The sequence below is a fragment of the Streptomyces sp. Edi2 genome, assembly GCF_040253635.1.
Classification (GTDB): Bacteria; Actinomycetota; Actinomycetes; order Streptomycetales; family Streptomycetaceae; genus Streptomyces.
In genome coordinates this window covers 4,365,301-4,391,261 of sequence record NZ_JBEJGX010000003.1, presented here as the reverse complement: position 1 = coordinate 4,391,261, position 25,961 = coordinate 4,365,301, and the positions used below count along the sequence as shown (strand labels likewise).

22 protein-coding genes are annotated in these 25,961 nt (G+C 72.7%); 13 read left to right on the top strand and 9 right to left on the bottom strand.

What is annotated here, in order from left to right:
- Positions 1-329 precede the first annotated feature (329 nt).
- A complete protein-coding gene (locus ABR737_RS22720) occupies positions 330-908 on the top strand; it encodes a DUF6344 domain-containing protein (protein ID WP_350251944.1) in 579 nt (192 codons plus the stop codon).
- A gap of 428 nt (positions 909-1,336) precedes the next feature.
- Here the strand turns inward: ABR737_RS22720 and ABR737_RS22715 are convergent, their stop codons facing one another.
- Genes ABR737_RS22715 through fabI form a run of 3 tightly spaced genes read right to left on the bottom strand, consistent with a single transcriptional unit; the run spans position 1,337 to position 4,164 of the window.
- Positions 1,337-2,839, bottom strand: coding sequence for a class I adenylate-forming enzyme family protein (locus tag ABR737_RS22715; RefSeq protein ID WP_350251943.1), 1,503 nt, complete (start codon positions 2,837-2,839; stop codon positions 1,337-1,339).
- Entirely contained in the window at positions 2,836-3,387 is a 552-nt protein-coding gene (locus ABR737_RS22710) for a MaoC family dehydratase (RefSeq protein ID WP_350251942.1), read from the bottom strand. Before ABR737_RS22710 ends, ABR737_RS22715 begins: the two co-directional genes overlap by 4 nt.
- A 6-nt stretch (positions 3,388-3,393) precedes the next feature.
- Entirely contained in the window at positions 3,394-4,164 is a 771-nt protein-coding gene (gene fabI / locus ABR737_RS22705) for an enoyl-ACP reductase FabI (RefSeq protein ID WP_350251941.1), read from the bottom strand.
- Positions 4,165-4,520: 356 nt separating this feature from the next.
- Between fabI and ABR737_RS22700 the strand changes: the two genes are divergently transcribed.
- Both ABR737_RS22700 and ABR737_RS22695 read left to right on the top strand, forming a co-directional pair.
- Positions 4,521-4,775 (top strand): acyl carrier protein, encoded by a 255-nt coding sequence (locus ABR737_RS22700; protein ID WP_350251940.1) that lies wholly within the window; start codon positions 4,521-4,523, stop codon positions 4,773-4,775.
- Between the two features lie 648 nt (positions 4,776-5,423).
- A complete protein-coding gene (locus tag ABR737_RS22695; RefSeq protein WP_350251939.1) occupies positions 5,424-6,017 on the top strand; it encodes a 4'-phosphopantetheinyl transferase family protein in 594 nt (197 codons plus the stop codon).
- Between the two features lie 44 nt (positions 6,018-6,061).
- On the opposite strand, the gene ABR737_RS22690 is transcribed toward ABR737_RS22695, so the two are convergent.
- Entirely contained in the window at positions 6,062-7,303 is a 1,242-nt protein-coding gene (locus ABR737_RS22690; protein WP_350251938.1) for a helix-turn-helix domain-containing protein, read from the bottom strand.
- Positions 7,304-7,717: 414 nt separating this feature from the next.
- Here ABR737_RS22690 and ABR737_RS22685 point away from each other — a divergent pair, with 414 nt between their 5' ends.
- Both ABR737_RS22685 and ABR737_RS22680 read left to right on the top strand, forming a co-directional pair.
- A complete protein-coding gene (locus tag ABR737_RS22685) occupies positions 7,718-8,962 on the top strand; it encodes an aldehyde dehydrogenase family protein (RefSeq protein WP_350251937.1) in 1,245 nt (414 codons plus the stop codon).
- Positions 8,959-10,698 carry a thiamine pyrophosphate-binding protein gene (locus ABR737_RS22680; protein WP_350251936.1) on the top strand — a complete coding sequence of 580 codons (1,740 nt, stop codon included), beginning with the start codon at positions 8,959-8,961 and terminating at the stop codon, positions 10,696-10,698. The genes ABR737_RS22685 and ABR737_RS22680 overlap by 4 nt, the downstream gene beginning before the upstream one ends.
- A 286-nt stretch (positions 10,699-10,984) precedes the next feature.
- Here the strand turns inward: ABR737_RS22680 and ABR737_RS22675 are convergent, their stop codons facing one another.
- Positions 10,985-11,821 carry an ABC transporter permease gene (locus tag ABR737_RS22675; RefSeq protein WP_350251935.1) on the bottom strand — a complete coding sequence of 279 codons (837 nt, stop codon included), beginning with the start codon at positions 11,819-11,821 and terminating at the stop codon, positions 10,985-10,987.
- Between the two features lie 14 nt (positions 11,822-11,835).
- Positions 11,836-12,498 (bottom strand): DUF1707 SHOCT-like domain-containing protein, encoded by a 663-nt coding sequence (locus ABR737_RS22670; RefSeq protein WP_350251934.1) that lies wholly within the window; start codon positions 12,496-12,498, stop codon positions 11,836-11,838.
- A gap of 370 nt (positions 12,499-12,868) precedes the next feature.
- Here ABR737_RS22670 and ABR737_RS22665 point away from each other — a divergent pair, with 370 nt between their 5' ends.
- Positions 12,869-14,116: a helix-turn-helix domain-containing protein gene (locus tag ABR737_RS22665; RefSeq protein ID WP_350251933.1), complete on the top strand. Its 1,248-nt coding sequence runs from the start codon at positions 12,869-12,871 to the stop codon at positions 14,114-14,116.
- A 57-nt stretch (positions 14,117-14,173) separates the two neighbouring features.
- Here ABR737_RS22665 and ABR737_RS22660 read toward each other — a convergent pair whose 3' ends face one another.
- Positions 14,174-14,353 (bottom strand): DUF5708 family protein, encoded by a 180-nt coding sequence (locus ABR737_RS22660; RefSeq protein WP_350251932.1) that lies wholly within the window; start codon positions 14,351-14,353, stop codon positions 14,174-14,176.
- Positions 14,354-14,898: 545 nt separating this feature from the next.
- Between ABR737_RS22660 and ABR737_RS22655 the strand changes: the two genes are divergently transcribed.
- The 6 genes from ABR737_RS22655 (at position 14,899) to ABR737_RS22630 (ending at position 22,581) form a co-directional block, all read left to right on the top strand.
- The gene (locus ABR737_RS22655; protein WP_350251931.1) at positions 14,899-16,158 is read left to right on the top strand and encodes a beta-ketoacyl-[acyl-carrier-protein] synthase family protein; all 1,260 of its coding nucleotides are present in this window, start codon (positions 14,899-14,901) and stop codon (positions 16,156-16,158) included.
- A 58-nt stretch (positions 16,159-16,216) separates the two neighbouring features.
- Positions 16,217-17,059 carry a GNAT family N-acetyltransferase gene (locus ABR737_RS22650; protein WP_350251930.1) on the top strand — a complete coding sequence of 281 codons (843 nt, stop codon included), beginning with the start codon at positions 16,217-16,219 and terminating at the stop codon, positions 17,057-17,059.
- Positions 17,056-19,824, top strand: coding sequence for a class III lanthionine synthetase LanKC (lanKC, locus tag ABR737_RS22645; protein WP_350251929.1), 2,769 nt, complete (start codon positions 17,056-17,058; stop codon positions 19,822-19,824). Before ABR737_RS22650 ends, lanKC begins: the two co-directional genes overlap by 4 nt.
- Positions 19,825-19,991: 167 nt before the next feature.
- Positions 19,992-20,078, top strand: a complete 87-nt coding sequence (locus ABR737_RS22640; RefSeq protein WP_218039239.1) for a class III lanthipeptide — start codon at positions 19,992-19,994, stop codon at positions 20,076-20,078.
- Positions 20,079-20,135: 57 nt separating this feature from the next.
- Positions 20,136-20,255, top strand: coding sequence for a class III lanthipeptide (locus tag ABR737_RS22635; protein WP_206739719.1), 120 nt, complete (start codon positions 20,136-20,138; stop codon positions 20,253-20,255).
- Between the two features lie 202 nt (positions 20,256-20,457).
- Complete coding sequence (locus tag ABR737_RS22630; protein WP_350251928.1) at positions 20,458-22,581, top strand: FAD/NAD(P)-binding protein; 2,124 nt, start codon at positions 20,458-20,460, stop codon at positions 22,579-22,581.
- Between the two features lie 67 nt (positions 22,582-22,648).
- Here ABR737_RS22630 and ABR737_RS22625 read toward each other — a convergent pair whose 3' ends face one another.
- Together ABR737_RS22625 and ABR737_RS22620 are read right to left on the bottom strand one after the other, a co-directional pair.
- Positions 22,649-23,311, bottom strand: a complete 663-nt coding sequence (locus ABR737_RS22625; RefSeq protein WP_350256892.1) for a response regulator — start codon at positions 23,309-23,311, stop codon at positions 22,649-22,651.
- A 276-nt stretch (positions 23,312-23,587) separates the two neighbouring features.
- A complete protein-coding gene (locus ABR737_RS22620; RefSeq protein WP_350251927.1) occupies positions 23,588-24,736 on the bottom strand; it encodes a sensor histidine kinase in 1,149 nt (382 codons plus the stop codon).
- 364 nt (positions 24,737-25,100) lie between these two features.
- Between ABR737_RS22620 and ABR737_RS22615 the strand changes: the two genes are divergently transcribed.
- A complete protein-coding gene (locus tag ABR737_RS22615) occupies positions 25,101-25,865 on the top strand; it encodes a 4'-phosphopantetheinyl transferase family protein (protein ID WP_350251926.1) in 765 nt (254 codons plus the stop codon).
- Positions 25,866-25,961: the final 96 nt, after the last annotated feature.

Below are 25,961 nucleotides of genomic sequence, written 5' to 3'. Positions count from 1 at the left end.
ACCCGGTGGCACATCGACCGTCCCGCTCGGAACGGCATCAACCGATCGGTTGACCGGAGGCTGCGACCCGCCCCAGGCCTGCCGTCCGACGGCTGTGGCTACTGCGTACGGGTGGTGTTCATCGGAAGAGCGCCGATCCGGGGGCGTCGGTCCGTGAATCCTCCCATTGCGTACTCATCATAAGAAAACGCAACAGAAGCGACGCCATCCAAGCGGTGCACCGGAAGCGGCGCAACTGAAGCGAAGCAACGAAGCGAAGCAACTGAGAAAGCACAACGAAGCAGACGCAGTGGATCTCTCGGGGAGATCCTGACCGAAAGTGAGGGGCCATGGCTGCGACCAAGGTCATGAAGTTCTGGGCGGTGTGCCTTGCCATGCTGGGCAAGCTGCTGGCAGCACTGGGTGTCTCCGCGGCGGCCTCGGCCGCGCGCCGGGATGCCGCACTGTACGAGCGGACCCTGGGCAACGGAAACGCGGGCACCGACGCCCCCGATGCCGAGGCCCCGGAGGCGGTGAGCTGCGCCGCACCGGATCGAGGTCCAGGCACGGGAACCCCTGCCGTGCCCGCTCCGCGCGCCGTACCGCTGCCGCTGTACTGCCAAGCCGGCCCGGCCCGGCGGATGTTCGCCCGGCCCGAGCTGCCGCCGACGATCAAGCAGCGGATCAGCGCCGAGGCACATGGCACCTCGCCCGGGCTGCGCACCCGCCTTCGCTCCCGCACCGAGCCGTCGGCCGACGAGTTCGCTGCCCCGGCCGGTACCGGACCGGATGCCGGTACCGGACCGGATGCCGCTACCGGGCCGGACGCCGGCGCCGAGGCGGCCGCCCGACCCGTGGCCATTCCGGCGGCCCGCCCCGCAGCCATTCCGGCTGCCCGCCGCCATGCGCACACCGCTCGCGCCGTCTGAACCGGGCGGCAGCCGTTCTGACGCCGGTACCCGGCCCTGAAAAGGGCGCAACGACGCGTGACAGCTCCGCGTCCAGAAGGCCGGACGCCCAAGCCGAACCCATGCCCAAGCCGAACCCACGCTCACGCCGAGCCCACGCTGACACGGACGCCGGCGAGGAAGCGTTATAGGCGAGGAAGCGATGCCGACGAGGAGCGATGCCGACGAGGACGTCGTGTCGACGAGGCAGCACGGGCCGACATGTTCCACGTGAAACAACAGCCGAAAAGACTCATCCGCAGACGTCAGCCATCCGCCGCAGACGCGAACCATCCGCAGGCACGAACAACCCACCCGCAGTCGTGAACCACCCGCAGTCGTGAACCACCCGGACTTCCCGGGGATCCCGCAGACCTGAACCACCCGCCATCCACCCGGAGTTGTCCGGCTCAGCCCCCGACCGGGGCGTCGGTCCCCGGACCCCCTCCCAGCTCCAGCCCGAGCTCCGCACGCAGCGCACGCGTGTCGGGCTTTCCGTTGGCCGTGAGCGGGAAGTGGTCGACGACATGGACCGCATTGGGCTGTTCATACTCCGCGAGGTGTTCGGCGAGGCGTCGGCGCCAGGTGAGCGGAGCCTCCCCGTCGGGGTCGGCGACCACGAAGTGCAGTGCACTGCCACGGCGTTGGTCCTCGACCGCCAGTACCTTCACCGGCCGGCCACAGGCCTCGGCACGGCGTTCCAGGCTCTCGGGGTAGAGCGTGAAGCCCAGCCGGTGCACGGCCTGATTGCGGCCCACCACCCGCACGGTGCCCTCGGCGTCGACACTGCCCAGGTCGGCCGTCGGGTACCACGCGTCCGGGTCGACCGGTGTGAGCGAGCCGTCCTCCTGGAGATAGCCGGCCATCAGCCCGGGCGAGCGCACCTCGATGCCGCCGAGCTCGCCGGGGCCGGCAGCGGTGCCGTCGGGGCGTATGACGCGCAGCCGTACGCCGGGCAACGGGCGCCCGCAGCCGTGCGGTGCTTCGGGGGTGGCCAGCGCGACATTGCCGAGTTCCGTCAGACCGTAGCCGTCCAGGAGTGGGCGGCCCATTGCCGTGTGGAAGGCCTCCGCCAAGGGAGCGGGCAGCGGTGCGCCGCCCACGCCCCAGAGCCGTACGCCGGCGAGCCCCGCGCGTGCCTCCGGGCGGCGGCGCACCACGCCGAGGAGTGAGTGGTACGTGGACGGGGCGGCGTCCACGGCGGTGGCGCCATGGGCCGCGGCCTGGCCGACGGCCGCGTCGAGCCGCTGGTAGGGGGTGACCAGCAGGGTGCAGCGGGCCAGCCACCACAGCAGGATGACGGAGAGCCCGTACTGGTGCGAGAAGGGCAGCAGGGGCGCGAGGACGTCGTCCTCCCGGTAGCCCATGGCCTGGATGGTGCGCAGCGAGTTGTCGAGGACGGCCCGGCCGGGCTTGATGATGCCCTTGGGCCGTCCTGTGGTGCCCGAGGACCACAGGACGAGGGCGTCGGGGCGGCGGAACCAGGGCGTCAGAGCGACGGCGCCCGGCGGGGGCGTCGGGGCGTCGGCGGCCGGCCGCGGGTAGTGGATGACGCGCCGGTCGGGGATGCCGGGGAAGCCGGTGGCGTGGTCCGCGGCGGTGACCAGCCAGCGGGCCCGGGCCTGGCGGCCGGCCGCGGCGGCGTCGGCGCCGGAAAGCCGGTGGTCGAGCGGGATGAGTGAGGTGTCCAGCTGCATCAGGGCCAGCAGGGTGACGACATAGTCGACGCTGTTGTCGCCCTGCACCAGGACCCGGTCGCCGGTGCGGATGCCGAGCTGCCGTAAGGCGTGTGCGGTGGTGGATATCCGGCGGCCGAGCGTCGGGCCGTCGAGGCGGCCGGTGCCGTCGAGCGGGGCCGCGGTGCCGTCGACGAGCCGGGCGGCGGCGACCGGAGGGGCGATGGTGTCGGTCATGGGTGGTCCGATTCCGTGGTGTCGAGCGGGTGCCGGGCGGGCCGCGGTGCGGTGGCCGGGCACAGCAGCGAGGACGTGGTGGTGGCCACCCAGACGCCGCCCTCGTCCCGGAACTCGCAGTCGAGGGTGAGGAGGGGGCGGCCGGCGAGGGTGGTGGCGGCGGCCAGGCACACGGTCGCGTGCAGGGTGTCGCCGGCGTGTGCGGGGCGGGCATGGCGCAGCGTCTGCGCGCGGTGGACGGTGCCCTCGGTGGCGGAGAAAGCCGGTTGCAGGCTGAGGAGTTGGTCCTCGGCGTGGCCGGCGAGGGTGGCCAGGTAGGTGGGCGGGGCGATGATGTCCGGGTGGCCGAGGGCGCGGGCGGCGGCCGGGTCCGTGTACGCGGGGTGGGGGTCGCCGAGCGCGGCGGCGAAGGCGGCGATCCGCAGCCGCTCGATGACGTACGGGCCGCAGCGCAACGTGGTGGGCGCCGCCGCTCCGTCCGCTGCCGTTTCGTCCGCCGCCGCTCCGTCCGGCGTCGCTCCGTCCGGCGTCGCCGCTCTCCCCGTCATCGCCGCTCAGTCGCCGATCATGTGGTGGCCGCCGTCCGCGTGCACGATCTCGCCGGTGGTGGCGGGCAGCCAGTCCGAGAGCAGCGCCACACACGTACGGGCGACCGGTTCGGCGTCCTGCGGATCCCAGCCGAGCGGGGCGCGGGCCGCCCAGCTCTTCTCGAAGGACGGGCCGTCACCGCCGATACCGCGCGCGGCCAGGGTGCGCAGGGGGCCGGCCGCAACGAGGTTGGCCCGTATGCCCTGGCCCCCGAGGTCGCGCGCCAGATAGCGGGAGCAGGCCTCGAGCCCCGCCTTGGCGACGCCCATCCAGTCGTAGCCGGGCCAGGCGCGGGAGGCGTCGAAGTCGACGCCGACGACACAGGACCCGGGACGGAGCAGCGGCCGGCAGGCCATGGCCAGCGCCACCAGGGAGTACGTCGAGGTGTGCAGGGCGGCGGACACATCGCGCCACGGTGCGGTCAGGAAGCCGCCGTCCAGGCAGCCGGCGGGGGCGTTGGCTACGGAGTGCAGCACGCCGTCGAGGCCGTCGAGGTGTTCGCCGACGCGGTCGGCGAGGGTGCTGAGCTGCCCTTCGTCCGTGACGTCCAGCTCCACGACGGGGGGCTCTTCCGGCAGCCGCCGGGCGAGCCGGGCGACCAGACTCGGCCGTCCGTAGGCGGTGAGGACGATCTTGGCGCCCTCTTCCTGGGCGAGGCGTGCCACCGCGTAGGCGATCGAGCTCTCGGTGATCACACCCGTGATGACCAGCTGCTTTCCGTCGAGCAGACCGCTCATGCGGGTCCTCCGTCTGACTCATTCCGGACTTCGGAGTCACTGAAGACAACTCAGAAGCATTGTCCTGGCTTGGTCTTGAAAGGTCGTCATTGACAACCTATCGGACCTCCAGTTGACTGGAACAGTCAAGTGTAGTCAAAAGAATGACTCCGGTGTCATGGAGGCGCGGACGTCGCGCCGCCGCGCTGCCGCGCAGGACTTCCCGGTGATGCCCCCGCGCCGGGACGCCGCGTCGGACGGCCGGCGCGCCGGCCCCGCCCCGCGGCAGGCCGCAGGCCGGGCCGCAACCGCTCCCCGTGGCCTCCGGGCCGCCCTTTCCCATGCGCCACCCCGCATTCCACAGAGAGGTGATCGTCATGACCGTCCCGACCCGCGAAGAGATCGTTGCCCAGCTCGCCGAGATCCTGCACGAGGTGGCCGGCGTGGTGCCGGCCGAGGTGACCGAAGAGAAGTCCCTGGTCGAGGAGTTGGATGTGGACTCGCTCGCGATGGCCGAGGTCATCGTCGTGGCGGAGGAGCGCTTCGGGGTCGCGCTGCCCGAGGAGGAGATGAAGGACATGCGCACGGTTTTGGACATAGTGATCCGGGTGGAGAAGCAGTCGGCGTCCTGAGGGCCGCCGCCGAACGGTGCGCTTCTGCGGCCCGGGCCGCACCGCCCGGGCCGCACCGCCCGGGCCGCACCGCCCGGGCCGCACCGCCCGGGCCACACACCGGCAGAAGCGCACCCGTACAAGGGAGTGCCCGCGCAAGGGAGTACCCGCACAAGGAAGGTGAATAGTAGTCAGGCAGCACACAAACTGCAGATGAACCTGCCCCCGACTTGCGATCACTCGGGGTTCACCGCGTCATGCCGGGTCGCACGGTGGCGAAATGGTAATGCCCCTGGGTAAAGCGAAGTTGATTTTCGGTCGTCGCTTGTTGACGCAGGCATAGACCACGGATACCTTGAAGATCTCCGGAGTGTAAATCAAATCGACTCGGTGCACTGCTTTCTCGGATGTGACCGTCCGGAAAGGAGACATGGTGCGAGGGGATCTATGCGGGGGGACCAGCCTTCCTGTGGCGCGCATTCGCTCAACCATGACGGCGGAACGGCCAACAGGCCCCAAGAGGAGGAGTGTTGGGACCCGTCCCGCTCATCCGCATTAGCCGACGGCTTTTTACATATATTCTCGAACGTCCCCGTTGACATTCGACAGCCCGACTGTTTAAAGGCATTTCTGGGCCGGCTGCTGCATTGTTCCGCGAGCGATATTCGGGTGACCCGGGACGGCTTCGGACGGCCGGTGTGCGCCGAACCTCCCGCCGCTACCGGCCGGCGACCCGGCACCCGCCTGTGCCTCGACGCCGGTGCGGACACGGGCCGGCGGTTCCTGGCTCTGATCAGGGACCTTCCGGTGGCGCTGTCCGTACACACCGTGCCCCGTGGGCCGGTCGGCGAACTGCTGCTCCCCTTCACCCCGTTGGAGCGCGGCTACGTCCAGGAGGCCCCGGCGGGCCGGCGGGGCCGGCGCCTGGCGCAGCTGTGGACCCGCAAGGAAGCGGCGCTGCGGCTGACCGGCCGCGGCGAGCTGGCCACCGCCGACGCGATCGACGCGCTCAGCGGCGCGCGGGAGGGCAAGATCGTGATCCCCGGTTCCGCAGCGGGCCCCGGCGGTACGGCGTACGTCCGCGAACTCCCCGCGGGACCGCAGACCGTGGCCTGCGCGGCGACCCCGGCCCCGGCACCCGGAGTCCGGATCTGGCGGACGAACCCGCCGCGCGAGCCCGCCGGTACACACGACGACACGGCAGCCGAGGCGGGCAGCGCCTGGAGGGGGCGCCTGGAAGGGACGCCTGGTGGGGACGTCTAGAGGGGACGCCTGCAGGGAGATTCCCCCAGGCCCAGGCCCCCGCTCTACGGCATGAGCACCGCGTGCGGATCCGGTCCCTCGCCGGCCCGGCCGCCGGCGCTCAGCTCTCGCCAGCTCTCCAGTGCCAGCCGGAAGGCGCCGGCGTGCTCGTAGCCCTCGGCGGCCTCCTTGAAGTCGTCCTCCGCGGCCTCCACGCCGCCGTCCGCGCGGTGGGCGCGGGCGAGGTGGAGCAGAGCGCGGGCACGGTCGAGGGGTGTCAGCCCGGCGGCGTCGGGATCGATCGCGGCGGCGTGCTCCGCGGCCGCCGCCGGCCGATGGTGGCGCAGCGCCGCGGCCGTCTCCAGGACGGCGTGCCAGGTCCTGGCGGACGGGGTGTCGACCAGCGCGGCGGTCTGCCGGGCCCGCTCCAGCAGGGCGTCGGCCTCGTCGGACGGGCCCGCGGCGAGGGCCAGCAGCGTACGGGCGCGGGCCAGTTGCAGCCGCAGCCGCATCCCGTCGGTCGTGGCGAGCAACTGCTCCGCCTCGGCCAGCAGTTCCAGCGCCCGCTCCGGATGCCCGCCGAGATACTGCGCGCCGGCCACCGCCCACAGCGCGCCGGCCCGCAGTTCACCGGCCGGCAGGGGGGCGGCCTCCGCCTGCAGCTCCGCCCCGAGCTGCCCGGCGCGGCTCCATTCCCCGCTGTCGACGGACAGCGACAGCAGCGCCACCCGGGCCTGCGCCCGCTCCGGGCGGCCGGGCTCCAGCTCGCCGGTGACCCGGACGGCCTCCTCGGCGAAGCGGAGCCCGTCCGCGAGGCGGCCCGCGGCCCGCAGCAGCTGGGCGAGTTCGATGGCGACGCGGGCGTGCAGCACCGGCGCGGAGCGGGTGAGCGGGTCGTCGAGGAGGTGGCGCAGCGCCGCTTCGTGGCGGGCCGGGTCGTCGAGCAGCCCGAGGACGGTGGCCAGTTCCCAGCGCGCCTCCCAGCGCACCTCGTCGTGACCGCTGCCGGCCTGCTCCACCACGGACTCCAGCTGCCGCCGGGCGCCCGGCCAGTCACCGGCCAGCCGGCTGGAGCGGGCGGCCACCAACTGGCCGACCAGGCCCAGGCGTCGGGTCAGCCGGTCACCGGGCTCGTCGGTGGCGCACAGTACCTCGACCGTCGTGCCGAGGCGCTGGGCCAGGGACCGGGCGATCTTGGCACCGGGGACTCTGCGGCCGTTCTCGACCAGCGAGACGTAGCTGGGGGAGAGATCGTCCCCGGCGAGGTCCCCCTGGGACAGACCCTGGGAGCGCCGGACCTCCCGCACTCGCTTACCGAAAGCAGGCTGCTCAATCGTCAAGAAAATCGCTCGCAGTTGAGTGGGGCGGACGGACGGTGACGGGGCTCGGACCCTGCGGACAGACGGAACGCAATGACCGCGAGTCTACTCGTCGCAGGCCTGCTCAGGGGCGCTTGTGGACGACCGGACGGCGGGCCGGAGTCATTTTTTGTCACTTTCGGAGCCCGGCATTCCCGTGGGCAGGGCGGGGGTGTTACGACAGATGAGCGGCCGCCTCGGGGGTTTCGCGCCGCGGCGGGCGGGAGAGTGGGGGGCCCCGCGGACCGGCCGGGAGCGCGGCCGCTTGTCATATGAGGCAGTCGAGTGTAATGACTTTACTTGACAATAAATGACAGTTGGCTGACGCTGACCCTCCATGGACTACGCCCCGAGGAGGGACATATGAGCTCCGCTCCCGCATGGCCGACCGTGGCCGCCGAGCCGGAGGAGGTCAGCACCGACAGCCGGCGTGCGGCGGCCGTGCACCGGGTCCGGGACTTCCTGGTGAACGACGCCGGTACCGTGCACGAGCTGCTGTGCGAGATCTCCACCCACCGCGCCGCGCGCTACGAGATCGAGTCGACCATCGCCACCCTCGACGGGGCCCTGGACGAGGTGGCCGCCCACCGGCCCGGCCGGGTCCCCCGCCTGGCCGCCTTCATGCCGTCGAACGTCATCCTCTACTCCTACGCCCTCTACCTCCTGGTCCCGGCGCTCTACACCGACCGGCTGGTCTTCCGTCCCTCCAGCCGGGTCAAGGACCAGATGCAGCGGCTGCACACCCTGCTCGCCGAGCGGCACGGCCTGCCGATCACCCTCACCGGCGCCAGCCAGCGGGAGTTCCTGCAGGAGCATGTCCGCCCCGCCGATGTCGTCGTCTTCACCGGCGCCTACGCCAACGCCGAACAGATCCGCGACCGGCTCTCCCCCGGACAGCTCTTCCTCTTCCTCGGCTCGGGCGTCAACCCGTTCGTCGTCGCCCCCGGCGCCGATGTCGAGCAGGCGGTCCGCGACGCGATCGCCATCCGGGTCCTCAACACCGGCCAGGACTGCCTGGGCCCCGACCTGTTCAGCGTCCACGAGTCGCTGCTCGACCCGTTCGTCGACACCCTGGTCAGCGAGCTGAAGGGGCTGCGCTACGGCCCCTACTCCGACCCGGACGCCGACTTCGGGCCGATCTTCTACGAGAGCGCGCTGGAGGACGGTGCGCAGTTCCTCGCCCGCAACCACGGCGGCATCGTGCACGGCGGGCATGTCGACTTCCGCGGCCGGCGGCTCGACCCCACCGTCGTCGTCGGTCCGGAAGTCACCCCGCGCACCCACGTACCGGAGTTCTTCGCCCCGATCTTCAACATCGCCGGCTACCGCGACGAGGACGCGCTGGCCGCGACCCTCACCACCGGCATGTTCACCGAACGCGCCCTGGGCTCCAGCGTCTACGGCCACGCCCCCGGCCTCGTCGAGGCGCTGCGCCGGCGCACCACCGTCACCCTCGACACCACCTTGCTCTCCATCGACAACGGCAACGCCCCGTTCGGCGGCTACGGCCGGATGGCCAACTACATCGCCGACGGCGAGGACGTGCGGGCCGAACCCGTACTGATCTCCCAGGCCGTCGCCGCCTACGGTCCGGGAGCCGGCCGATGACCCTCACGCCCCACCCCACCAGCCACCCCACGACCCACCCCACCGCCTGGGCCGCGATCGCCGACCACCTCCACCACCTGGGCACCGAGGTGGTGTTCGGGCTGCCCGGCGACGACATGGCGCTGCTCGGCGAGCTGGAGCGGTCCGACACCGAGGTGGTGCTCTGCCGCGATCAGCGCAACGCCCTGTTCATGGCGACCGGTTACGCGCTCGCCGCCGGCCGCCCCGGCGTCTGTGTGATCGGCAAGGGCCCGGCGCTGACCAATGCGCTCACCGGCGTGCTGGAGGCCCGCTCCGCCGCCGTGCCGCTGCTCCTCATCGCCGACGGCACCCGGCTCGACCGGCTCGGCACCGGCGCCTTCCAGGAACTGGACCAGCTGACCGCGGTCCGCCCGTATGTGAAGTGGGCGACCCGCGTCGACCATGCCGCACGGCTGCCCGGCGCCCTGGAGAAGGCCGCCGCGCTCGCCGTCAACGGTGCCCCGGGCCCGGTCTACCTGGAGCTCGCCGAGCAGATCGCCGCCGAACCGGTCACCCGCAGCGGGCCGTGGCGCCCGGCCACGCCGCAGCGGCCCGCCCCCGACCCTCAGGCGCTGGCCGCCACCGCCGCCCGGATCGCCGCGGCCGAGCGGCCGTTGCTGCTGGTCGGCGGCGGCGCCCGGCACCGCAACACCGGCCGCCGTATCGAGCGCTTCGCCGAACTGCTCGGCGCCGGGCTCTTCAGCACCGCCTCCGGCCGTGGCACGGTCGCCGAGGACCACCCGCTCCACTGCGGCGTCAGCGGCCTCTACACGGTCGCCCCGATGGACGCGCTGTGGCGCGAGGCGGACCTGGTCATCGCGCTGGGCAGCCGCCTGGAGGAGACCGCCACCTTCGGCTGGCCGGAGGAGGCGGCGCAACTCCCGGTGGTCCAGGCGGTGCTGGGGGAGGAAAACCTGGTCATGGAGCGGCCCGGCGCCCATGTGCTCGGGGACGCCGGACGGATCGTCGACGGCTGGGCGGAGCTGCTGTCCGGTCACCGGCCCGCGGACGCCTGGCCGGCGCGGGTCCGTACGGTGCGGGCCGCGCTGGAGCGGCGCGCCGCGGACCGTGCCGAGGAGGCCGCCAAGACGGTGACCGAGGGGGCCGTACCGGTCGCCCGGGTGCTGGCCGCCCTCGACCGCGCGCTCCCCGCGGACCGCGTCCTGGTCCAGGAGAACGGCCTGCAGGACATGTGGTCGTACTTCTTCCCGCACTGGTCGCTGGGGTCCGGCGGTGGTTCGGTGGTGCCCAGCGAGCAGACCCCGCTCGGCTTCGGCGCGGCCGCCGCGGTGGGCGTACGGCTGGCCGAACCTGCCGGGCGGCCGGTGGTCGCGGTGGTCGGCGACGGCGCCTTCAACCTCTTCCGCGGCGAGCTGCCCACCGTCGCCGACGCGGGCGTTGCCGTTCTCTACGTCGTCCTCGACAACGGCGGTTACGGCTGGCTGCAGTCCAATCTCGACCGGGTCTCTCCGGCCGGCTCGCGCTTCGCCTTCACCCGGCCCCGCCCGACCGGCACCGAGGGCCTGGCCGCCGCCTACGGCCTGGGCTACCGGCGGGTGACGGACGCCGACGAGCTGCCCGGGGCACTGGCCGACGCCTGGCGGCAGGTCGCGGCCGGGACCACCGCCGTGGTGGAGGTGGCGGCCGCGCTCGCCGACACCCCGCCCGGGATGACGGCCTCCGCGGGGGACTTCCCGGAGCGGGAGGGGCATTAGGTCCCTGAGGGCCGTTGGTGTCCTTGGGGCCGTTGGGGCCCTTGGAGCCATCAGAGCCATCAGAGCCATCAGGGGCCGGCGGCCCGGGCCGGTGGCCGGGTGATCGGTGGCCACCGGCCGGTGGCCCGTGGCCGGCACGAGGAACGTGCGGCCACGACGGGAAGTGCGCGTGCCCGGCTTCCTCCGGCCCGGGGGTGCCGGAGGAAGCCGGGCACGACTTCTTCGTACGGAGGGAGCCACGCCGAGGGCGTGCCAGGGGAGGCGCTCGGCTCCGTACGGATCGGTGTCAGGTCTTGGTGCGGAACTTGGCGACGGCCACCGGGGCGGTGAGGGCGGTCAGCCCCACCGACCACACCAGTGTCCAGAACACCGGGCCGGCCACCGGGCCCTCGCCCAGGGCGAGTCCGCGGGCCGCGTCGGCCATGTGGGTCAGGGGGTTGAAGCGGGTGAAGGTGTACAGCCAGTCCGGCATGGTCGAGGGCGGCACGAAGATCGAGGAGCCGAACTCCAGCGGGGTCAGCACCAGGACCGAGAGCCCCTGGATGGCCTGTGCGGTGCGCAGGGTCAGGCCCAGCAGCATGAAGGTCCACACCAGCGAGGTGCCGAACACGGCGGTCAGGGCGGTCGCGGCCAGCAGGCCCGGCCAGTGTCCGGCGACGTCGAAGCCGAGCACCGCCCCGACGATCAGGAGCACCGTGATGGCCACCAGCATCCGGCCGGTCTCCACCACCAGCTTGGCCACCAGCACCGAGGAGCGGCCGATGGGCATCGTACGGAAGCGGTCCATCACGCCCGTACGGAAGTCGTCGTTGACGCCGACGCCCACGGCCATGGCGATGGTCAGGCCGAGGATCACCATCAGCCCCGGCACCAGGAAGGCGGTGTACCGCACCCGGTTGCCGCCGGGGTCGATCGAGCCGCCCAGGACGAAGACGAACAGTACGGTCAGCACGACCGGCATCAGCAGCGCGTCGGACATCGCCGTCGGGTTCTGCCGGATCTGCAGGAGGTTGCGGCGGACCAGCGCGCCGATGTGCCGCGCGCTCGCCCGCGGTCCGATCCGGCCCTCGTCGGGCACGGGCGCGGACGGTGCGGAGCGGGGCAGGGTCTGAGCGGGTGCCACGGTTGCTCCTCCGGTCAGGCCCGGGTGCGGCGCTCGTCGAGCCACTTCTGCCAGTACGTGCGCCGGTCGCTGTCGGGGTGGGCGACGATGATGTCACCGAGGACGGCGGCGCCGGTGATGCGCACGAGCGGGGTGATGGCTTCCGGGCCGGCGTGCGCCCGGGTCAGATCGCGTACATCACCGAGGACCTGACTGCAGCTCATCTCGACCCGGACGCCCTCCGGGAGCAGCAGATGGACATCCCCGACGATCGCACGGGCCGCGATGGTCAGTTCGCCGGTGGACGGTGCCGGGGAGGCGCAGAGGTCCAGGGTCAGGTCCCCGAAGACCGCGGTCGCCTCGATGCCGTGTTCCAGCACGGGGCTGCGGTGGACGAGGTCGCCGAAGGTGGCGCGGAAGGTGCGCGCTCCCGTCGTACCCGGCGGGCCCTGCGGTGCCGGGGGTGTCACCTGCGGCAGATCCTGGCCGACGGACATCAACTCCGTGCGGGTACGGGCCAGATAGGCCGCCTCGGACCGTTCGGCCAGCTCCTCCAGGGTTAACCGGCCTTCCACGGCGGCCTCTCTGAGGCGTTCGACCATGTTCTCGCGCTCGGCGTCGGAGGCCAGCACCGTGGGCGACGAGGGGGAAGGGGGCGCCGGATCCTTCTGCAGATCCGGGCGTGAGGGCTGCGTCATGGGTGGTGCCTCCGCGGAGTCCGGCGGTGGTGGGGCGTCTGCTGCCTCATCCGACCACGTCGCCTCCGGGTGTGCATCGCCGTGCGGTAGTACATCGAAAGGTTGACCCACGGCGCCGCGGCACACAGTTCGGTGTACTCGGCAGCCGGTTTTCGGTGTGCGCACCGGCCTCTCGGCGGGGCGCCGTTGCGCAATGCACCGAGGGCATCGAAATGATCTCGGTGGCTTCGGTGAAGGCCGGTGGAGGAATCCGAATATTGGTCGACTTCTTCTTGACTGCTTGGTAAAGTGCCGACCACTCATTGTGACTCGGCGATTTGATGCAGCCGGCCGGGATCATCCGTCGTCCGAAATCCGGAGGGTTTGTCGAATGCCTGAGCTGGCGGACACCGGGAGGAGAATCAAAGAGCTCCGGGTCGGCGCCGGTATGACACAGCACGACCTTGCCGGGCCCGACATGTCGTCCAGCTACATCTCGTTGGTGGAACGCGGGAAGCGTATTCCCAGCGGCCGGGCGATCAGGATCCTGGCGGAACGCCTCGGCGTGGGTGTGGAGGAAATATCCGGTACCGCCGGGCAGGGTGAAACCACCGACCGGGTCCGCAGGCTCGACCTCGTCGGGCGATTGGTGGCGGCGCGCAGGCAATGGGACGGCGGCGACGCCGAGGGCGCGCTGTCGGAATTCCGCGCACTGGCCGAGCGGGAACCGGCCGGCCGGCAGGATGACGTATTTACCGAGGCGCAGCTCGCCATTGCCGAAATACTGGGCACGCTCGGCCGCGCCGAGGAGGGCGCACAGGTCCTGCTGCGGTTGCTGGAGGCGCCGGCTCCCGTGCCGTACGCCGAGCCCCGGCTGCGCGCGCTGATCGCGCTGGCCGATCTGCTGGAATCGGCCGGCCGGGTCCAGGACGGGCTGCGCCACGCGCTCACCGGCTACCTCGAATGCGAAGGCCGGCCCCCCGGGACCGGGTTCCACTCGCTGCTGGTCCTCGAAGTGCTCACCCGCTGCGCGTATTGGAGCGGCTGCCCGGACTGGGCTCCCGGTGGCGATCAGGCCAGGACCCCGGCGGACGGTGTGCTCCCCGGGCCGCGCGCCGCCATCGCTCTGCACCGGGCGCTCGACCTGAGCGACCGGGGCGAGGCCGAGCGCGCCGCCGACCTGCTGGGGGAGTGTGCGCGCCGGGTGACCCCGGCCGCCGGCTTCCCGCTCTGGGAGAAGATCAACGGCCGGTACGCCCTGCTGTTGCTGCACCGGGGCGAGACGGAAGAGGCCCGCAGCATCGTCGAGCGCGGACTGGTGGTGGCCTCGGTGGCGCAGGAACCGGAGTTCCCGCTCTGGCTCACGGCCGCCGATGCGGTCCGTGCGGAGGCGGCCGGTGACACCGACCGCCTCTTTGCACTGGGCGAGCGACTGGCCGCGCTGCCCGATACCGGCCGCAGCCATGAGAAGGCCGCCGCGCTCGGTGAGATCGCGGCGGCATGTGAGCGGGTGGGGGACCGGGAAAGGGCGGCCGGGCACTTCCGGTATTCCGCGGAACTGTTCCGGGGGGCCCAGGCGTACCGGCACGCCGAGCGGGCCCGGGAACGGCTGACGGATCTCCTCGAAAAGCGGGACTGACGGCACCGGGGCCAGGTCCCGCTGTGGCGCAATGCCACTCTTGCGCGCAATGCGCGTTTATTTATTAGCTTTCTTTCCCAATCCCAGGAGCGCGAACAAGGCCTCCGCGCCGCCGATGATCGCCAGGATCAGCCCGGCCTTGTGAAGCGAGATGATCGGGGTCTCCACTTCCTTTGTGGTCAGCCAGAGGACCAGACCCGCGATGGCCAGCACAATGCCGACGGCAATACCCTTCATGAGTTCCCCTCGTTCCCTGTGATGTGTCGGAGCGCGTTGTACGGACCAGCGTCCCGCCCGGCCGGCGCATTCGGATCATCCGCAGGTAGGCACTTTCCGTCCCGCCGCCTGTCACTTTCTATGTACTCCCGGCCCTGCCGGGGGGAGGCGGAGGAGCCTCGGGCGGCCACCGGCGGGGCGGTGCGGGGCGGTGCGGGCCGCCGGTTCCGTGCGGCAGGCGTGGGGTGGCCGACGGCAGGGGTGGTGGGGTGGCGACCCCGAAGGCGCTCCTGCCCGGCCGGGTTCTCCCGCCCCGCCGCAGGGGCGCCGGCACCCCTGTCAAACAGCGGTCACATGTCTCCCGCAGTCAATTTTAGTGACTCTGTCAGTCATCCGTGCGGGGGCGTTTTCGCTGGTACCGGGGCGGTTCATGGCCCGGACTGCAGGGTGCTGACCGACCTTCTTCCGTGCGAGCCGTTGACAGTGCAATGACTCACCTGTCATGTTTCTGGTCATGAGGACGCCCCGAGCGTGACAACGGGGCAGGAAATCAGGAGGCGGGTTTCATGGAGTTGCGCACGGATCGGCGACGCGTGGTCGTCACCGGCTGCGGCGTGGTGTCCCCCGTGGGAAACACCACCGCGGACTTCTGGGCCGCTCTTCTCGCCGGCCGTAGTGGCGTCCGCCCCGTGACCCGCTTCGACGTCTCCGGCCTTCCGGTCCGTATCGGCGGCGAAGTCACCGGCTTCGACACGACCGGTTACCTCACCCCGCAGGAAGCCCGGCGCAGCGACCGCTTCACGCAGTACGCGGTGGTCGCCGCGGCGCAGGCGATGCGGGCCGCCGGCCTCGAAGAGCCGGCCGGCACCGACCCGTACCGCTTCGCCGCGGTCATCGGCTCCGGCTACGGCGCCGCCCACGCGATCCAGCAGCAGTACGACGTCCTGAAGGTGCAGGGCCCGCGCCGGGTCTCCCCGTACCACTCGGTCCTCACCGCCATCGACCACCCGGCGAGCCTGCTGTCGATCAAGTACGGCATCAACGGCCCCAGTTGCGCGGTCTCCGCGGCCTGTGCCACCGGCGCGGTGGCCCTCGGCGAGGCGGCCGAGCTGATCCGCAGCGGCCGGGCCGACATCGCCCTGGCCGGCGGCACCGATGACGCCCTCACCGCCGTCGACCTGGCCGGCACCGCCAACGCCCAGGCGCTCTCCCGCCGCAACGACGACCCCGAAGGCGCCAGCCGGCCCTTTGACCGGGACCGCGACGGGTTCGTGATGGCCGTCGGCGCCAGTGTCCTGACGCTGGAGGAGGCCGGCCACGCCGAACGCCGCGGCGCGGAGATCCTTGCCGAGGTGGCCGGTTACGCCGCCACCACCGACGCCCACCACGCCACCGCCCCCGACCCGACCGGCGCAGGAGCCGTCCGCGCGATGCGCGGCGCGCTCGCCGACGCCGGCCTCGCCCCCGAGGACGTCGGCCAGGTCAGCGCCCACGGCACCGGCACCCTCCTGAACGACCGCATCGAGGCGGCGGCGCTGCGCCAGGTGCTCGGCCCCGACCATCTGAGCCGTACGCCGGTCACCGCGGTCAAGAGCATGACCGGGCACATGCTCGGCGCCTCCGGGGCCGCCGAGGCCGCCGCCGCGGTGCTGTCCCTCCGGGACCGCAAGATCCCGCCGGTCCGCAACTGCGACCACCCCGCGGAAGAAGACCTCGACCTGGTCCTCAAGGGCGCCCGCGACTGGGACGGCGACGTGGTGCTGAGCAATTCCTTCGGCTTCGGCGGCCACAACGCCGTCCTCGTACTGACCCGCTACACCCGCTGACGATCCGCGCCACCCGCTGACGACCCGTCACACCACCCGCTGAGGAGGGAAACGCACCGTGCAGGGACGACTGGTGACCTTGGAATGGCCCGGCGACGACGACTGGGCGGCGATCGCCTCCTGGCTGCGGCCCGGCTCGCCGGCCGCCGTGCTCAGCGGGGACTGGGAGCTGCTGGGCGCCGCCGAGGTCGAGCAGGCCAACCGCTCGGGACGGGTCCACCACCTGGTGATCCGCAGCAAGGACGGCGAGCGCATCGGCACCGTCAGCTATCAGCGCTCCGGCCGGATCGGCGGCTTCACCGTCGGGGGCGCGATCGGCTCGCCCGAGCTGTGGCGCCGCGGCTACGGCGCGGAGGCCGTCGTCCTGCTCGTCGACTACCTCTTCCACCAGCTCGACGCGCACCGCGTGCAGGTCACCACCGCCGGCTACAACAAGGGCGTCATCCGGCTGATGACCAAGACCCCGTTCGTGATCGAGGGCATCCTGCGCGACCACTGCTACCTCGACGGCCGGTACCACGACGCGATCGTCTGGGGCCTGCTGCGCGACGAGCACTACGCCTCGCTCAAGCCCAGTGAGGACAACCGCGTGCTGGCGGTCGGCCTGCCCGACTTCCTCTCCGACGACGACAAGACCCAGGCCCGCGCCGTCCTCGCCGAGCATCTGGCGAGCGGCCACCGCACCGCCCTCGACGCCTACCTGGACGGGGCCACCGAGCCCGCGGGGCCGGCCGCACCGGTCGCCGCCGAGGCCGGCCCGCCGGCCGCACAGCCCGCCGCCGAGCTCCCCGAGCCCACCGGGACCGCCGCCGTACGCCTCACCGCCGAGGCAGGCGAGCCCGCCCCCGTCGCCCCGTCCGCCCCCGCCGGCGCGCCCGCCCCCATCGGGGGTGCCGCATGAGAGACGGCGCCGAGAGCTTCGCCCTGGCCGACCGCACCTTCTTCGACTGGCCCGGCAACTGGGACCTGGAGGCCACCCGCTTCCCCGCCCCGCCGCTGCCCGACGGCTGGCGGCGCGACGACAACGAGGCCTGGACCTTCTGCCGCCCGCCCGAGGACCAACTCCCCGACCAGGGCTGGAAGATCCACGTCAGCGCGGCACCCGACGACGCCCGCCGCACCCTCGCCGATGTCGCCCGCTACTGCACCCGGCACGGCATCGCCTTCAAGTACCTCAAGAGCACAAACGTCCTGCGCGCCCTGAGCCGCAAGTACGCCCAGCGCTCCTCGGCCGGCAAGCTGCTGACCGTCTACCCGGTGGACGTCGCCGAGTTCGCCCGCACCCTCGAAGGACTCGACGCCCTCGTCGGCGGCCGGCCCGGCCCGTACGTCCTCACCGACCTGCGCTTCCGGCAGGGCCCGCTCCACGTACGCTACGGCGGCTTCCGCACCCACTACATGGAGGACACCGACGGCGAGCTGGTCACCGCCGTCCACCGCCCCGACGGCACCCCGGAGCCGGACCGCCGCACCCCGGTCTTCCACACCCCCGACTGGGTCGAGGTGCCGGACATTCTCAAGGACTCGCTGGCCGCCCGGCAGGCCCTGGACGACTTCCCCTACCGGATCACCGGGGCGCTGCAGTTCTCCCACGGCGGCGGTGTCTACCGCGCCGTCCCGACCGGCGCCGACGCCCTCGGCGCGGGGGAGACCGGTGTCGTCCTCAAGGAGGGCCGGCCCTACTCCGGCACCGACGGCGTCGGCCGCGACGCGGTCAGCCGGATCGCCCACGAGCACCGGATGCTGCAGCGGCTGGCGGGAATGCCCGGCATCCCGCGCACCTTCGGCACCTTCCAGGTCCGCGACCACCTCTTCCTGGTGCTGGAGGACATCGCGGGACAGGACTTCCAGACCTGGCTCGCCGCGCACCACCCGCTGACCGTCCCGGACCCCGACGAGCAGGCCGTCGCGCGTTACCGCGACCGCGCGCTGGCCCTGTTCGGCCGGATCGAGGCGCTGGTCGCCGCGGTGCACGGCCGCGGCATCCGGATCGGAGACCTGCACCCGGGCAACCTCATCATCAGGCCCGGTGACGAACCGGTCCTCATCGACTTCGAGGTGGCCGACGCGCTCGACCTGGCCACCCCCAGCAGCCTCGGCGCCCCCGGCTTCCACCGTGCCGACGCGACCGGCACGGACGGCGACCACTATGCGCTCGCCGCCATCGGACTGTGGCTCTTCCTGCCGCTGGCCGCCCTCGGCGGGCTCGCCCCGGACAAGGCGCCCGCCCTGCTGGCCGCCGCGGCCGAGCGGTTCGGGCTGCCGGACGCGCTGGTGGCCCGGCTGGCTCCGCAGCTGGCCCCCAACGACAACACGACCGCCACGCTCCGTTCCGCACCGGGCACCTTCCCACCCACCGATGTGCTGGTCTCCCTCGCCCGCGGGCTGCGCGACAGCGCCACCCCGCACCGCCTTGACCGGCTCCACCCCGGCGGCTTCGAGCAGTTCGTCGAGGGCGGCGCGGGTTTCGGACACGGCGCGGCCGGCGTCCTGTGGGCCCGGCACACCGCCCTCGGGGAACGCGACGAGGAGGGCGCGGCCTGGCTGCGCGCCGCCGTCGACCGGGTCCCCGCCGAGCGGATCGGCTTCTACGACGGCCTGCACGGAATGGCCTACGTCTTACGGCAGTTGGGCGACGACGAGGCGGCCCTGCGGGCCCTGGACCGGGCCGCGGACAAGCTCGCCGTACGCCACTGCCCCAGCCTCTACCGGGGTCTGTCCGGCGTCGGCCTGAACCTGCTGCACTTCGCCGACGCGCTCGGCAGCGCCGCCTTGCGACAGCAGGCCCTGGGCCTCGCCGACCGCGTCACCGAGCGGCTGACCGCCGCCCGCACCGAACCCGTCGAGCGCCGCCGCCGGCGCGGCTCGAAGGACGCCGCCGGCCTGATGTACGGCTGGTCGGGCGCCGCGCTCTTCCTCCTGACCGCCCACCGGGCCACCGGGGACCCCGCGTTGCTGGACGAGGCGGTACACGCCGTCCACCGCGACCTCGACCGGTGCGCACCGGGCCCGCAGGACACCCTCCAGGTGGACGAGGGCTTCCGGCTCCTGCCCTACCTGGACAACGGCAGCGCCGGTATCGCCCTGGTGGCGGCCGAGCTGCTGCGGGTGCGCGACGACGACCGGATCCGCGCGGCGCTGCCCGCCCTGCTGCGCGCCTGCGCCGCCGACTTCGTCATCGAGTCGGGGCTGCTGGGCGGACGCGCGGGCCTGCTCGCCACGCTGGCGGTGCTCCGCGACCGGGTGCCGCTCGCCCCGGACGACGGGGAACGGCCGGACGGCCCCGTGCCGGGCAGCGCAGCCGTCGACCGGTACCTGCGCCGTCATCTGACCCGGCTCGGCCAGCACGCCATGACGTGGAACGGAGCGACGGTCTTCCCCTGCGACGGCCGCGCCCGGATCTCCATGGGCCTGGCCGACGGCGGGGCCGGCGTCCTGCTGGCGCTCTCCGCCACCGAACGGGGCACTCCGCTGCTCCCGTTCCTCACCGACTCGCGCCTCGCGGCGGCCGTTCATCCGGCCGCCCCGGGACGCGCCGGCGGCGCCCACGGCGCCGCCACCCCCACCGCCCCGTCCGGGGCAGCGGGCACTGCGCACCGCGGAAGGGAGGTGTCGTCAGATGACCATCATGGACCTTCAGGGCCTGGAGGTGCCGGGCGAGCGTGACGCCCAGGCGCTCGGCTCGACCGTCTCCGGCGGCTGCTGACGCGACGCCGGATGGACCGTGCACCTGTCATGCACGGCCCACCGGCTCCAGGTGTCCCGCAACGGCACCTGGCACGTCATCACCGTGATTCCGCACCACGACAAGTCCCCGGAAGGAGGTGTCGTAGATGACCATCATGGATCTTCAGGGTCTGGAGGTGCCGGGCGAGCGTGACGCCCAGGCGCTCGGCTCCACCATCAGCGGCGGCTGCTGACACAGCCGGCCACACGGTGTGCGTATTCCACCACGCGCCGTGTATCTCACCGTACACATGTCCACCGATCCGCGGAAGGGAGGTGACGAGATGACCATCATGGACCTTCAGGGCCTGGAGGTGCCGGGCGAGCGTGACGCCCAGGCGCTCGGCTCCACGATCAGCGGCGGCTGCTGACACGGCGCCCGGCGGCCCCCCTGCTACGGCACGGGCCGCCGGGCCCCTGTGTGTGACGGAGCGTCTGCGTGCGACGGACGCCTGTGCTTGACGGACGCCTGCGCTGCTTTACGTGCGCCCGGGAACCACGGCGCTCCCGAACCACCCCATGGACACGACCCATGGACACACCCCACGAACACGGCCGTCGGACGGAGGCCAGTTGAACGACCCGGTGGGCCCGGCCCGCTCCCTGTGCCTCATCGGCTGCGGCCCGCGCGGCGCCTCGATCGTCGAGCGGATCCTCGCCAACGTCCCCGCCCTGTACGGCGACCGGCCGCTGGACCTGCACATCGTCGACCCGTACCCACCGGGCGCCGGCCGCACCTGGCGCACCGACCAGCCGGGTCTGCTGTGGATGAACTCGGCGGCCGAGCAGGTCACGATGTACCCCGATGCGAGCGTGGCGTGCGCCGGCCCGCCGCGCCCCGGCCCCACCACCGCCGGCTGGCTCGACGCCCCGCTGCACGACGGCGCCTACGCCGCCCGCCGCGACCAGGGCCGCTATCTGCGGCACTTCTTCGAGACCGTCACCCGCGAGCGGCCCGCCTCGGTGCGGCTGTACGTCCACCGGGCGCGGGTGGTCGATCTGCGGCGCACGCCCGCCGGGACGGCACCGGGCGGACGGGGCCGCCAGCAGGTGATCCTCGACTCCGGCCAACCGCCCGTACTCGCCGACCGGGTGGTGTTCGCCCAGGGCCATACGGACACCCTCGCCGGTCCCGTACCGGCCGGCCTGACCCGGATCGGCCCCGGGCCCGCCGACCCGGCGGCGCTGGCGGCCGTCCCGCCCGGCGCGCGGGTCCTGGTCCGCGGCCTGGGCCTGGTCTTCATCGACTGTCTGGCGCTGCTGACGGAGGGCCGCGGCGGCCGCTTCGTCCGCCCCGCCCCCGGCGGTCCGCTGCGCTATCTGCCGTCCGGGCGCGAGCCCCGGCTGTACGCGGGCTCCCGGCGTGGCGTCCCCCTGCCGCCCAAACCGGCGTATGCGCCACCGGCCGCCTCCCTGGCAGCGCCCGCTGCTCCCCTGGCAGCTCCTGCCGCCCCTCCGGCAGCGCCCGCAGACTCCCAGGCAGCCCCGTCCGCTCTCCTGGCAGCCCCTGCAGCCCCTCTGGCAGCTCCTGCCGCCCCGCGCTTCGCCACTGTCGACGCCTGCCGGGCCGTGCTGTCCCGGCCCGGCGCCTCCTTCGGCCGCGATGTGTGGCCGCTGGTGGTGGCCGAACTGGGCTGGTGCCACTACCGCGCCCTCTTCGCCGGGCAGCCCGCCCGTACCTGTATGAGCTGGCCGGACTTCGACGCCCAGTACGCCCTGCTGCACCCCGACGCCGACCGGCTGGCCAAACTCGCCTGTGAGGCCGTGCCCGACCCCGCCGACCGCCTCGACCTGGACCGGCTGGCCGACCCGCTGGCCGGTCTGCGGTTCGCCGACGCCGACGACCTCCAGCGCCGGCTGCGCGGCCTGCTCGCCGAGGAGCTGCGCCGCCGCACGGGCCCCGCGAGCGGTATCGCCACCGCCCTGGTAGACGGCTTGCAACGGGCCGGCGCGGTCATCGAGGAACTGTGGCGGTCCGGCGAACTGGCCGACGGCCAACTGACGGAGGCCCTACGCCACTTCGCACTCGGCACCTACCTCAGCTCGGGCCCGCCCCCGCTGCGCGCCGAACAGCTGCTGGCACTGGCCGAGGCGGGCGTGGTGACATTCGTGGGCCCCGGCATGCGGGTGTCGCTCGTACCGGGAGACGGGGCGGTGCCGGGAGACGGGGCGGTGCCGGGAGACGGGGCGGTGCCCGGAGACGGGGCGGTGCCTGACGGGGCCGTGCCCGGAGACGGGCCCGTACCCGGAGACGGGGCCGCGCCCGGCGATGGGTCCATGCCCGGCGAGGCGGCCGCGCCCGGAAGCGAGCCCCTGCGGGGTGCCCAGGGCGGCCCGTGCGGCCCGGCCGGCCCGGTCCCGCTCTTCCGCGCGACCAGCCCCGCCCTCCCCGGCACCGTGCACGAGGCGGACATCCTCCTCGACGCCCGGCTGGCGGCGCCCGACCCCGACCGCGTGACCGATCCCCTGCTGCGCGCCCTGCTGTCCCGCGGCGAACTGGTCCAGGAGCGCCCCGAGGACGGCGCGGGCGGCATGCTGCGGCTGTCCGGCGCGGCCCTGCACCCCGTCGACGCGACCGGCACCGTGCACCCCGACCGGACCATCGCCGGCCCGGCCCAGTTCCCCCGCCCGCACACCAACGCCGTCTACTTCCGCCAGAACGACGCGATCGCCCGCGACCTGCTGGCCGACGACTGAGCGCGAACCGCCGGCCCGGGGCCCCGGGGGGCGGGGCAGGGGCCGCACCCCCGCCCGGCCCCGCTTCTCACCCCCGCAGCGCGATCCCGTGCTGTTGGGCCAGGATTGCGGCCTGTACCCGGCTGCGGAGGTTGAGTTTCGACAGGATCCGGCTGGTGTGGGTTTTCACGGTGCCCTCCGCGAGGTGGAGGGTTTCGGCGATGGCGCTGTTGGCCAGTCCGCGGGCGATGCAGGCCAGGACCTCCAACTCCCGTTTGGTGAGCGTGTCGAGGGCCTGCGCGGCGCTCGCGGGGAGGGTGGGGCCGGCTACCGGCGGGCGGCCGGCGAATTCAGTGATCAGCCGGCGGGCGATGGCCGGGGTGAGGAAACCGTCCCCGTGTGCCACCTCGTGTACCGCGCTGACCAGTACGGCCGGCTCCGCGTTCTTGAGGATGAAGCCGCCGGCGCCGGCCCGTAGCGCCCCGAAGATGTACTCGTTGAGGTCGAAGGTGGTCAGCACCAGCACTTCGGCGAGGCCGCGCTCCACGATCCTGCGGGTGGCGGCGACCCCGTTGAGCTGTGGCATCTGGACGTCCATCAGGACCACATCGGGCCGGAGTTCGGCGGCCATCCGGACCGCCGCCGCGCCGTCGCCGGCCTCGCCGACCACGGTGATGCCCGGGTCGGTCTGCAGCACCAGCACCAGTCCGGAGCGCACCGCGGCCTGGTCATCGGCCACCAGCACCCGGATGCCCTCGGGCCGAATGTCTTCGGGCTGAATGTCCTCGGCTCGTATGCCGTTGGTCCGTATGTCCTCGGGTCGTATGGCCTCGGGCCTGCCGGACGGGGCGTGGTCCGGCGCATCCGAGGGGCCGCCCCTCGGCTCGTCCGCCGGGCCGGCCCGCCACGCGTCCGCCGCGTACTCCTTCACCAGCCCCTCCGCCAACCCGTCCACCGGCTCCTTCACTAACCCCTTCATCAACCCCTCCACCGACTCCTTCACTGGCTGTTCCACCTTTCTCGTCCGCTAGGAGTTCTGTGTCAGCGGGAGCACGGCCCGCACCCGCCAGCGTCCCGGGGCGGTGCGGTCGGGTCCCGCGTCGAAGATGCCGCCGACCAGCGCGGCCCGTTCGGACATCCCGGCGAGGCCGGCGCCCGCTCCGGTGGTCAACTGCGCCACGGGGCGCTGCCGGGCCCGGCCGTCGGGGCGGGTGAGCGGGCTGTCGACCGAGAGGGTCAGCTGCCCGGCGCCGGTCTCACAGCGGATGTGCACCCGCCCCGCCGAGGCGTGCTTGAGGACATTGGTCAGTGCCTCCTGCACGATGCGGTACGCCGTCACCTCGATCACCGAGGACACTTCGGGGAAGCGCTCGGGGAACTCGGTGTGCAGGGACAGCGCCGCCGCGTCCGCGGCCGGCCTGGCCTGTTCGACGAGTGACCCCAGCGCGTTCAGCTGGGGCCGGTCCCAGTCGTCGTCCACCCCCCGGTCGGAGCGCAACAGCACCACCATCCGCCGCATTTCGGCCAGCCCCTGCACGCTGTTCTCGCGGATCACCGCGAGCGCCCGCAGTACCGGGTCCTCCTCGTCGGCGCCGTCCTTCTCCCCCTTCGTCCCGGCCAGGGAGAGCACGGCGCTGGAGTGAATGGCGATGGCGCTGAGGTGGTTGGCCACCAGATCGTGCAGCTCGCGGGCCATCCGGGTGCGCTCGGTCTGCAGCACGGTCTTGCGGTCCAGCTCCGCCAGCCGGTTGATCTGCGCGGCACGCTGCCGTTCGGTGTCCGCCCGCTCCTTGTGGTTGCGTATCAACACCCCGGTCCACACGGGGGAGATGAGCAGCAGCGCGACGATGACACCGGTCGTCACCCCCTCCGAGCGGTCGCCGGTGAGGACGAGGACCACGGTGGTGACGAGGGTGGCCGTGACGCTCCCGGCCTGCAGCAGCCGGCACAGCCGGGGGGCGCCGTACAGCGCGGCCGCATAGAGCAGATCGGTATAGATGAGGACCGGGCCCAGGCCACCGCTGGACGTGGTCTCCACGGTGACCGTGAAGGTGCCGACGGCGACCGCGACCGCCGGCCGGGCACTGCGCAGAGCGGTCGCGGCGCACAGCACGAGAACGGGCAGGACGGCCTGCCAAGCGGGGATATCGCCCCCCATCACCTGTGGGCCGCCCACGACATACAGAATCAGACAGCCGGCAAAGAAACCCACCGCCAATCTGAGGTCACGGAGCGGTACGGGGCGGTGGCGCGCGTGCGTACTGGTGAAAAGACGTAACCACACACGAGGACAGTACTTCCGTGCGCTGCCCGTTCTCCTGGCCCTGGCGCCCGAATTTGGGTCCGCCTCTCGTACATCGAAGTATGTAGCCGTACATCAGCAGGAGGGATGACTCGAAGGTTCCGGAGGATCTGCAAACCTTGGGCTCTCTGTATCGATCGATGTAGGCGGAAAAGAGGGAGAGGGAAGAACCGTACGACGGGCCGTCACTCACCCAGTACGGCCCAGGCACCGCTCAACTGTGGAGGACGGAAAGTACGTGGAAACGAACGCCGCTCTTCTCCAACTCTGTCCGGAGCCCCTTGACCTGGGCGTTCCGGAACACTGGCAGCACCCGGGACGGGCGCGCCCGGCACCGCTCGCGGCCGCACCCGCACCTGCTCACGACCGCCCGGACATCCTGTCCACACCCGTCCCGCTCTTTGTCGTCCCCGTAGGATCCACCCCTGCCCGCGAGCCGGGAACAGGGCTGTCCCCCGACGGCTGCCCGGACCTCAACGGCCACTCCCGGTCCACGCTCGGCGGCGCGGCCCGCAGCCGGCTGCTGGGCTGCCTCCCCGACCGGGTGAGCGCCGCGATGGCCGCCGCCACCCACTGGGAGTTGTACGGAACCCGCGGCCTGCTGATCGTGGCCTGTGGCGAGGACGCGCGCCGGATGGGCTTCTCGGTGGAGTCCGTGCGCTCCGGGGCGTCCTTGCCGTACACCCCGTACGAGGTGCTGACGGACCAGGAGTCCCGCACCGTCGCAGGGCGCCCGGCCGCCGAACGGGAACGCCTCGTGACCCGTTTCTGGGTCCGCAAGGATGCCGCGCTGCAGGCCGTCGGCGGCGGTCTGTCCTTCGCCCCCGAACGTATCGAGGCCGGTTTCCCCGCCGACCGCGGCACGGTCCTCGTCCCCGGTCCGCAGGGCCTCGAAGTGCCGGTCCTGGTAAGGAACTTCGCCTTCGCCCCCTCCTACGAGTTCGCCGTCGCCACCCCGGAACCCGTCGCCCTGACCCCGTATTTCGCTTATTCGGTCATGTAAATGCCCGTTTCCGCGGGGGCGGCGGCAAGGGCACAGGACCGGAAATTGCTGCGGCCGGCTCTGGCCTGAATTCGGGCCTTGACGAGCACTGACGGG

Bases quoted from the DNA above. Each gene is read 5' to 3' on its own strand.
- ABR737_RS22665 (WP_350251933.1), top strand. From the start codon at position 12,869: ATGCCTGAGCTGGCGGACACCGGGAGGAGAATCAAAGAGCTCCGGGTC.
- fabI (WP_350251941.1), bottom strand. From the start codon at position 4,164: ATGAGCGGTCTGCTCGACGGAAAGCAGCTGGTCATCACGGGTGTGATC.
- lanKC (WP_350251929.1), top strand. From the start codon at position 17,056: ATGAGAGACGGCGCCGAGAGCTTCGCCCTGGCCGACCGCACCTTCTTC.
- ABR737_RS22700 (WP_350251940.1), top strand. From the start codon at position 4,521: ATGACCGTCCCGACCCGCGAAGAGATCGTTGCCCAGCTCGCCGAGATC.
- ABR737_RS22715 (WP_350251943.1), bottom strand. From the start codon at position 2,839: ATGACCGACACCATCGCCCCTCCGGTCGCCGCCGCCCGGCTCGTCGAC.
- ABR737_RS22670 (WP_350251934.1), bottom strand. From the start codon at position 12,498: ATGACGCAGCCCTCACGCCCGGATCTGCAGAAGGATCCGGCGCCCCCT.
- ABR737_RS22640 (WP_218039239.1), top strand. From the start codon at position 19,992: ATGACCATCATGGATCTTCAGGGTCTGGAGGTGCCGGGCGAGCGTGAC.
- ABR737_RS22680 (WP_350251936.1), top strand. From the start codon at position 8,959: ATGACCCTCACGCCCCACCCCACCAGCCACCCCACGACCCACCCCACC.
- ABR737_RS22685 (WP_350251937.1), top strand. From the start codon at position 7,718: ATGAGCTCCGCTCCCGCATGGCCGACCGTGGCCGCCGAGCCGGAGGAG.
- ABR737_RS22660 (WP_350251932.1), bottom strand. From the start codon at position 14,353: ATGAAGGGTATTGCCGTCGGCATTGTGCTGGCCATCGCGGGTCTGGTC.
- ABR737_RS22635 (WP_206739719.1), top strand. From the start codon at position 20,136: ATGTCCACCGATCCGCGGAAGGGAGGTGACGAGATGACCATCATGGAC.
- ABR737_RS22720 (WP_350251944.1), top strand. From the start codon at position 330: ATGGCTGCGACCAAGGTCATGAAGTTCTGGGCGGTGTGCCTTGCCATG.
- ABR737_RS22710 (WP_350251942.1), bottom strand. From the start codon at position 3,387: ATGACGGGGAGAGCGGCGACGCCGGACGGAGCGACGCCGGACGGAGCG.
- ABR737_RS22655 (WP_350251931.1), top strand. From the start codon at position 14,899: ATGGAGTTGCGCACGGATCGGCGACGCGTGGTCGTCACCGGCTGCGGC.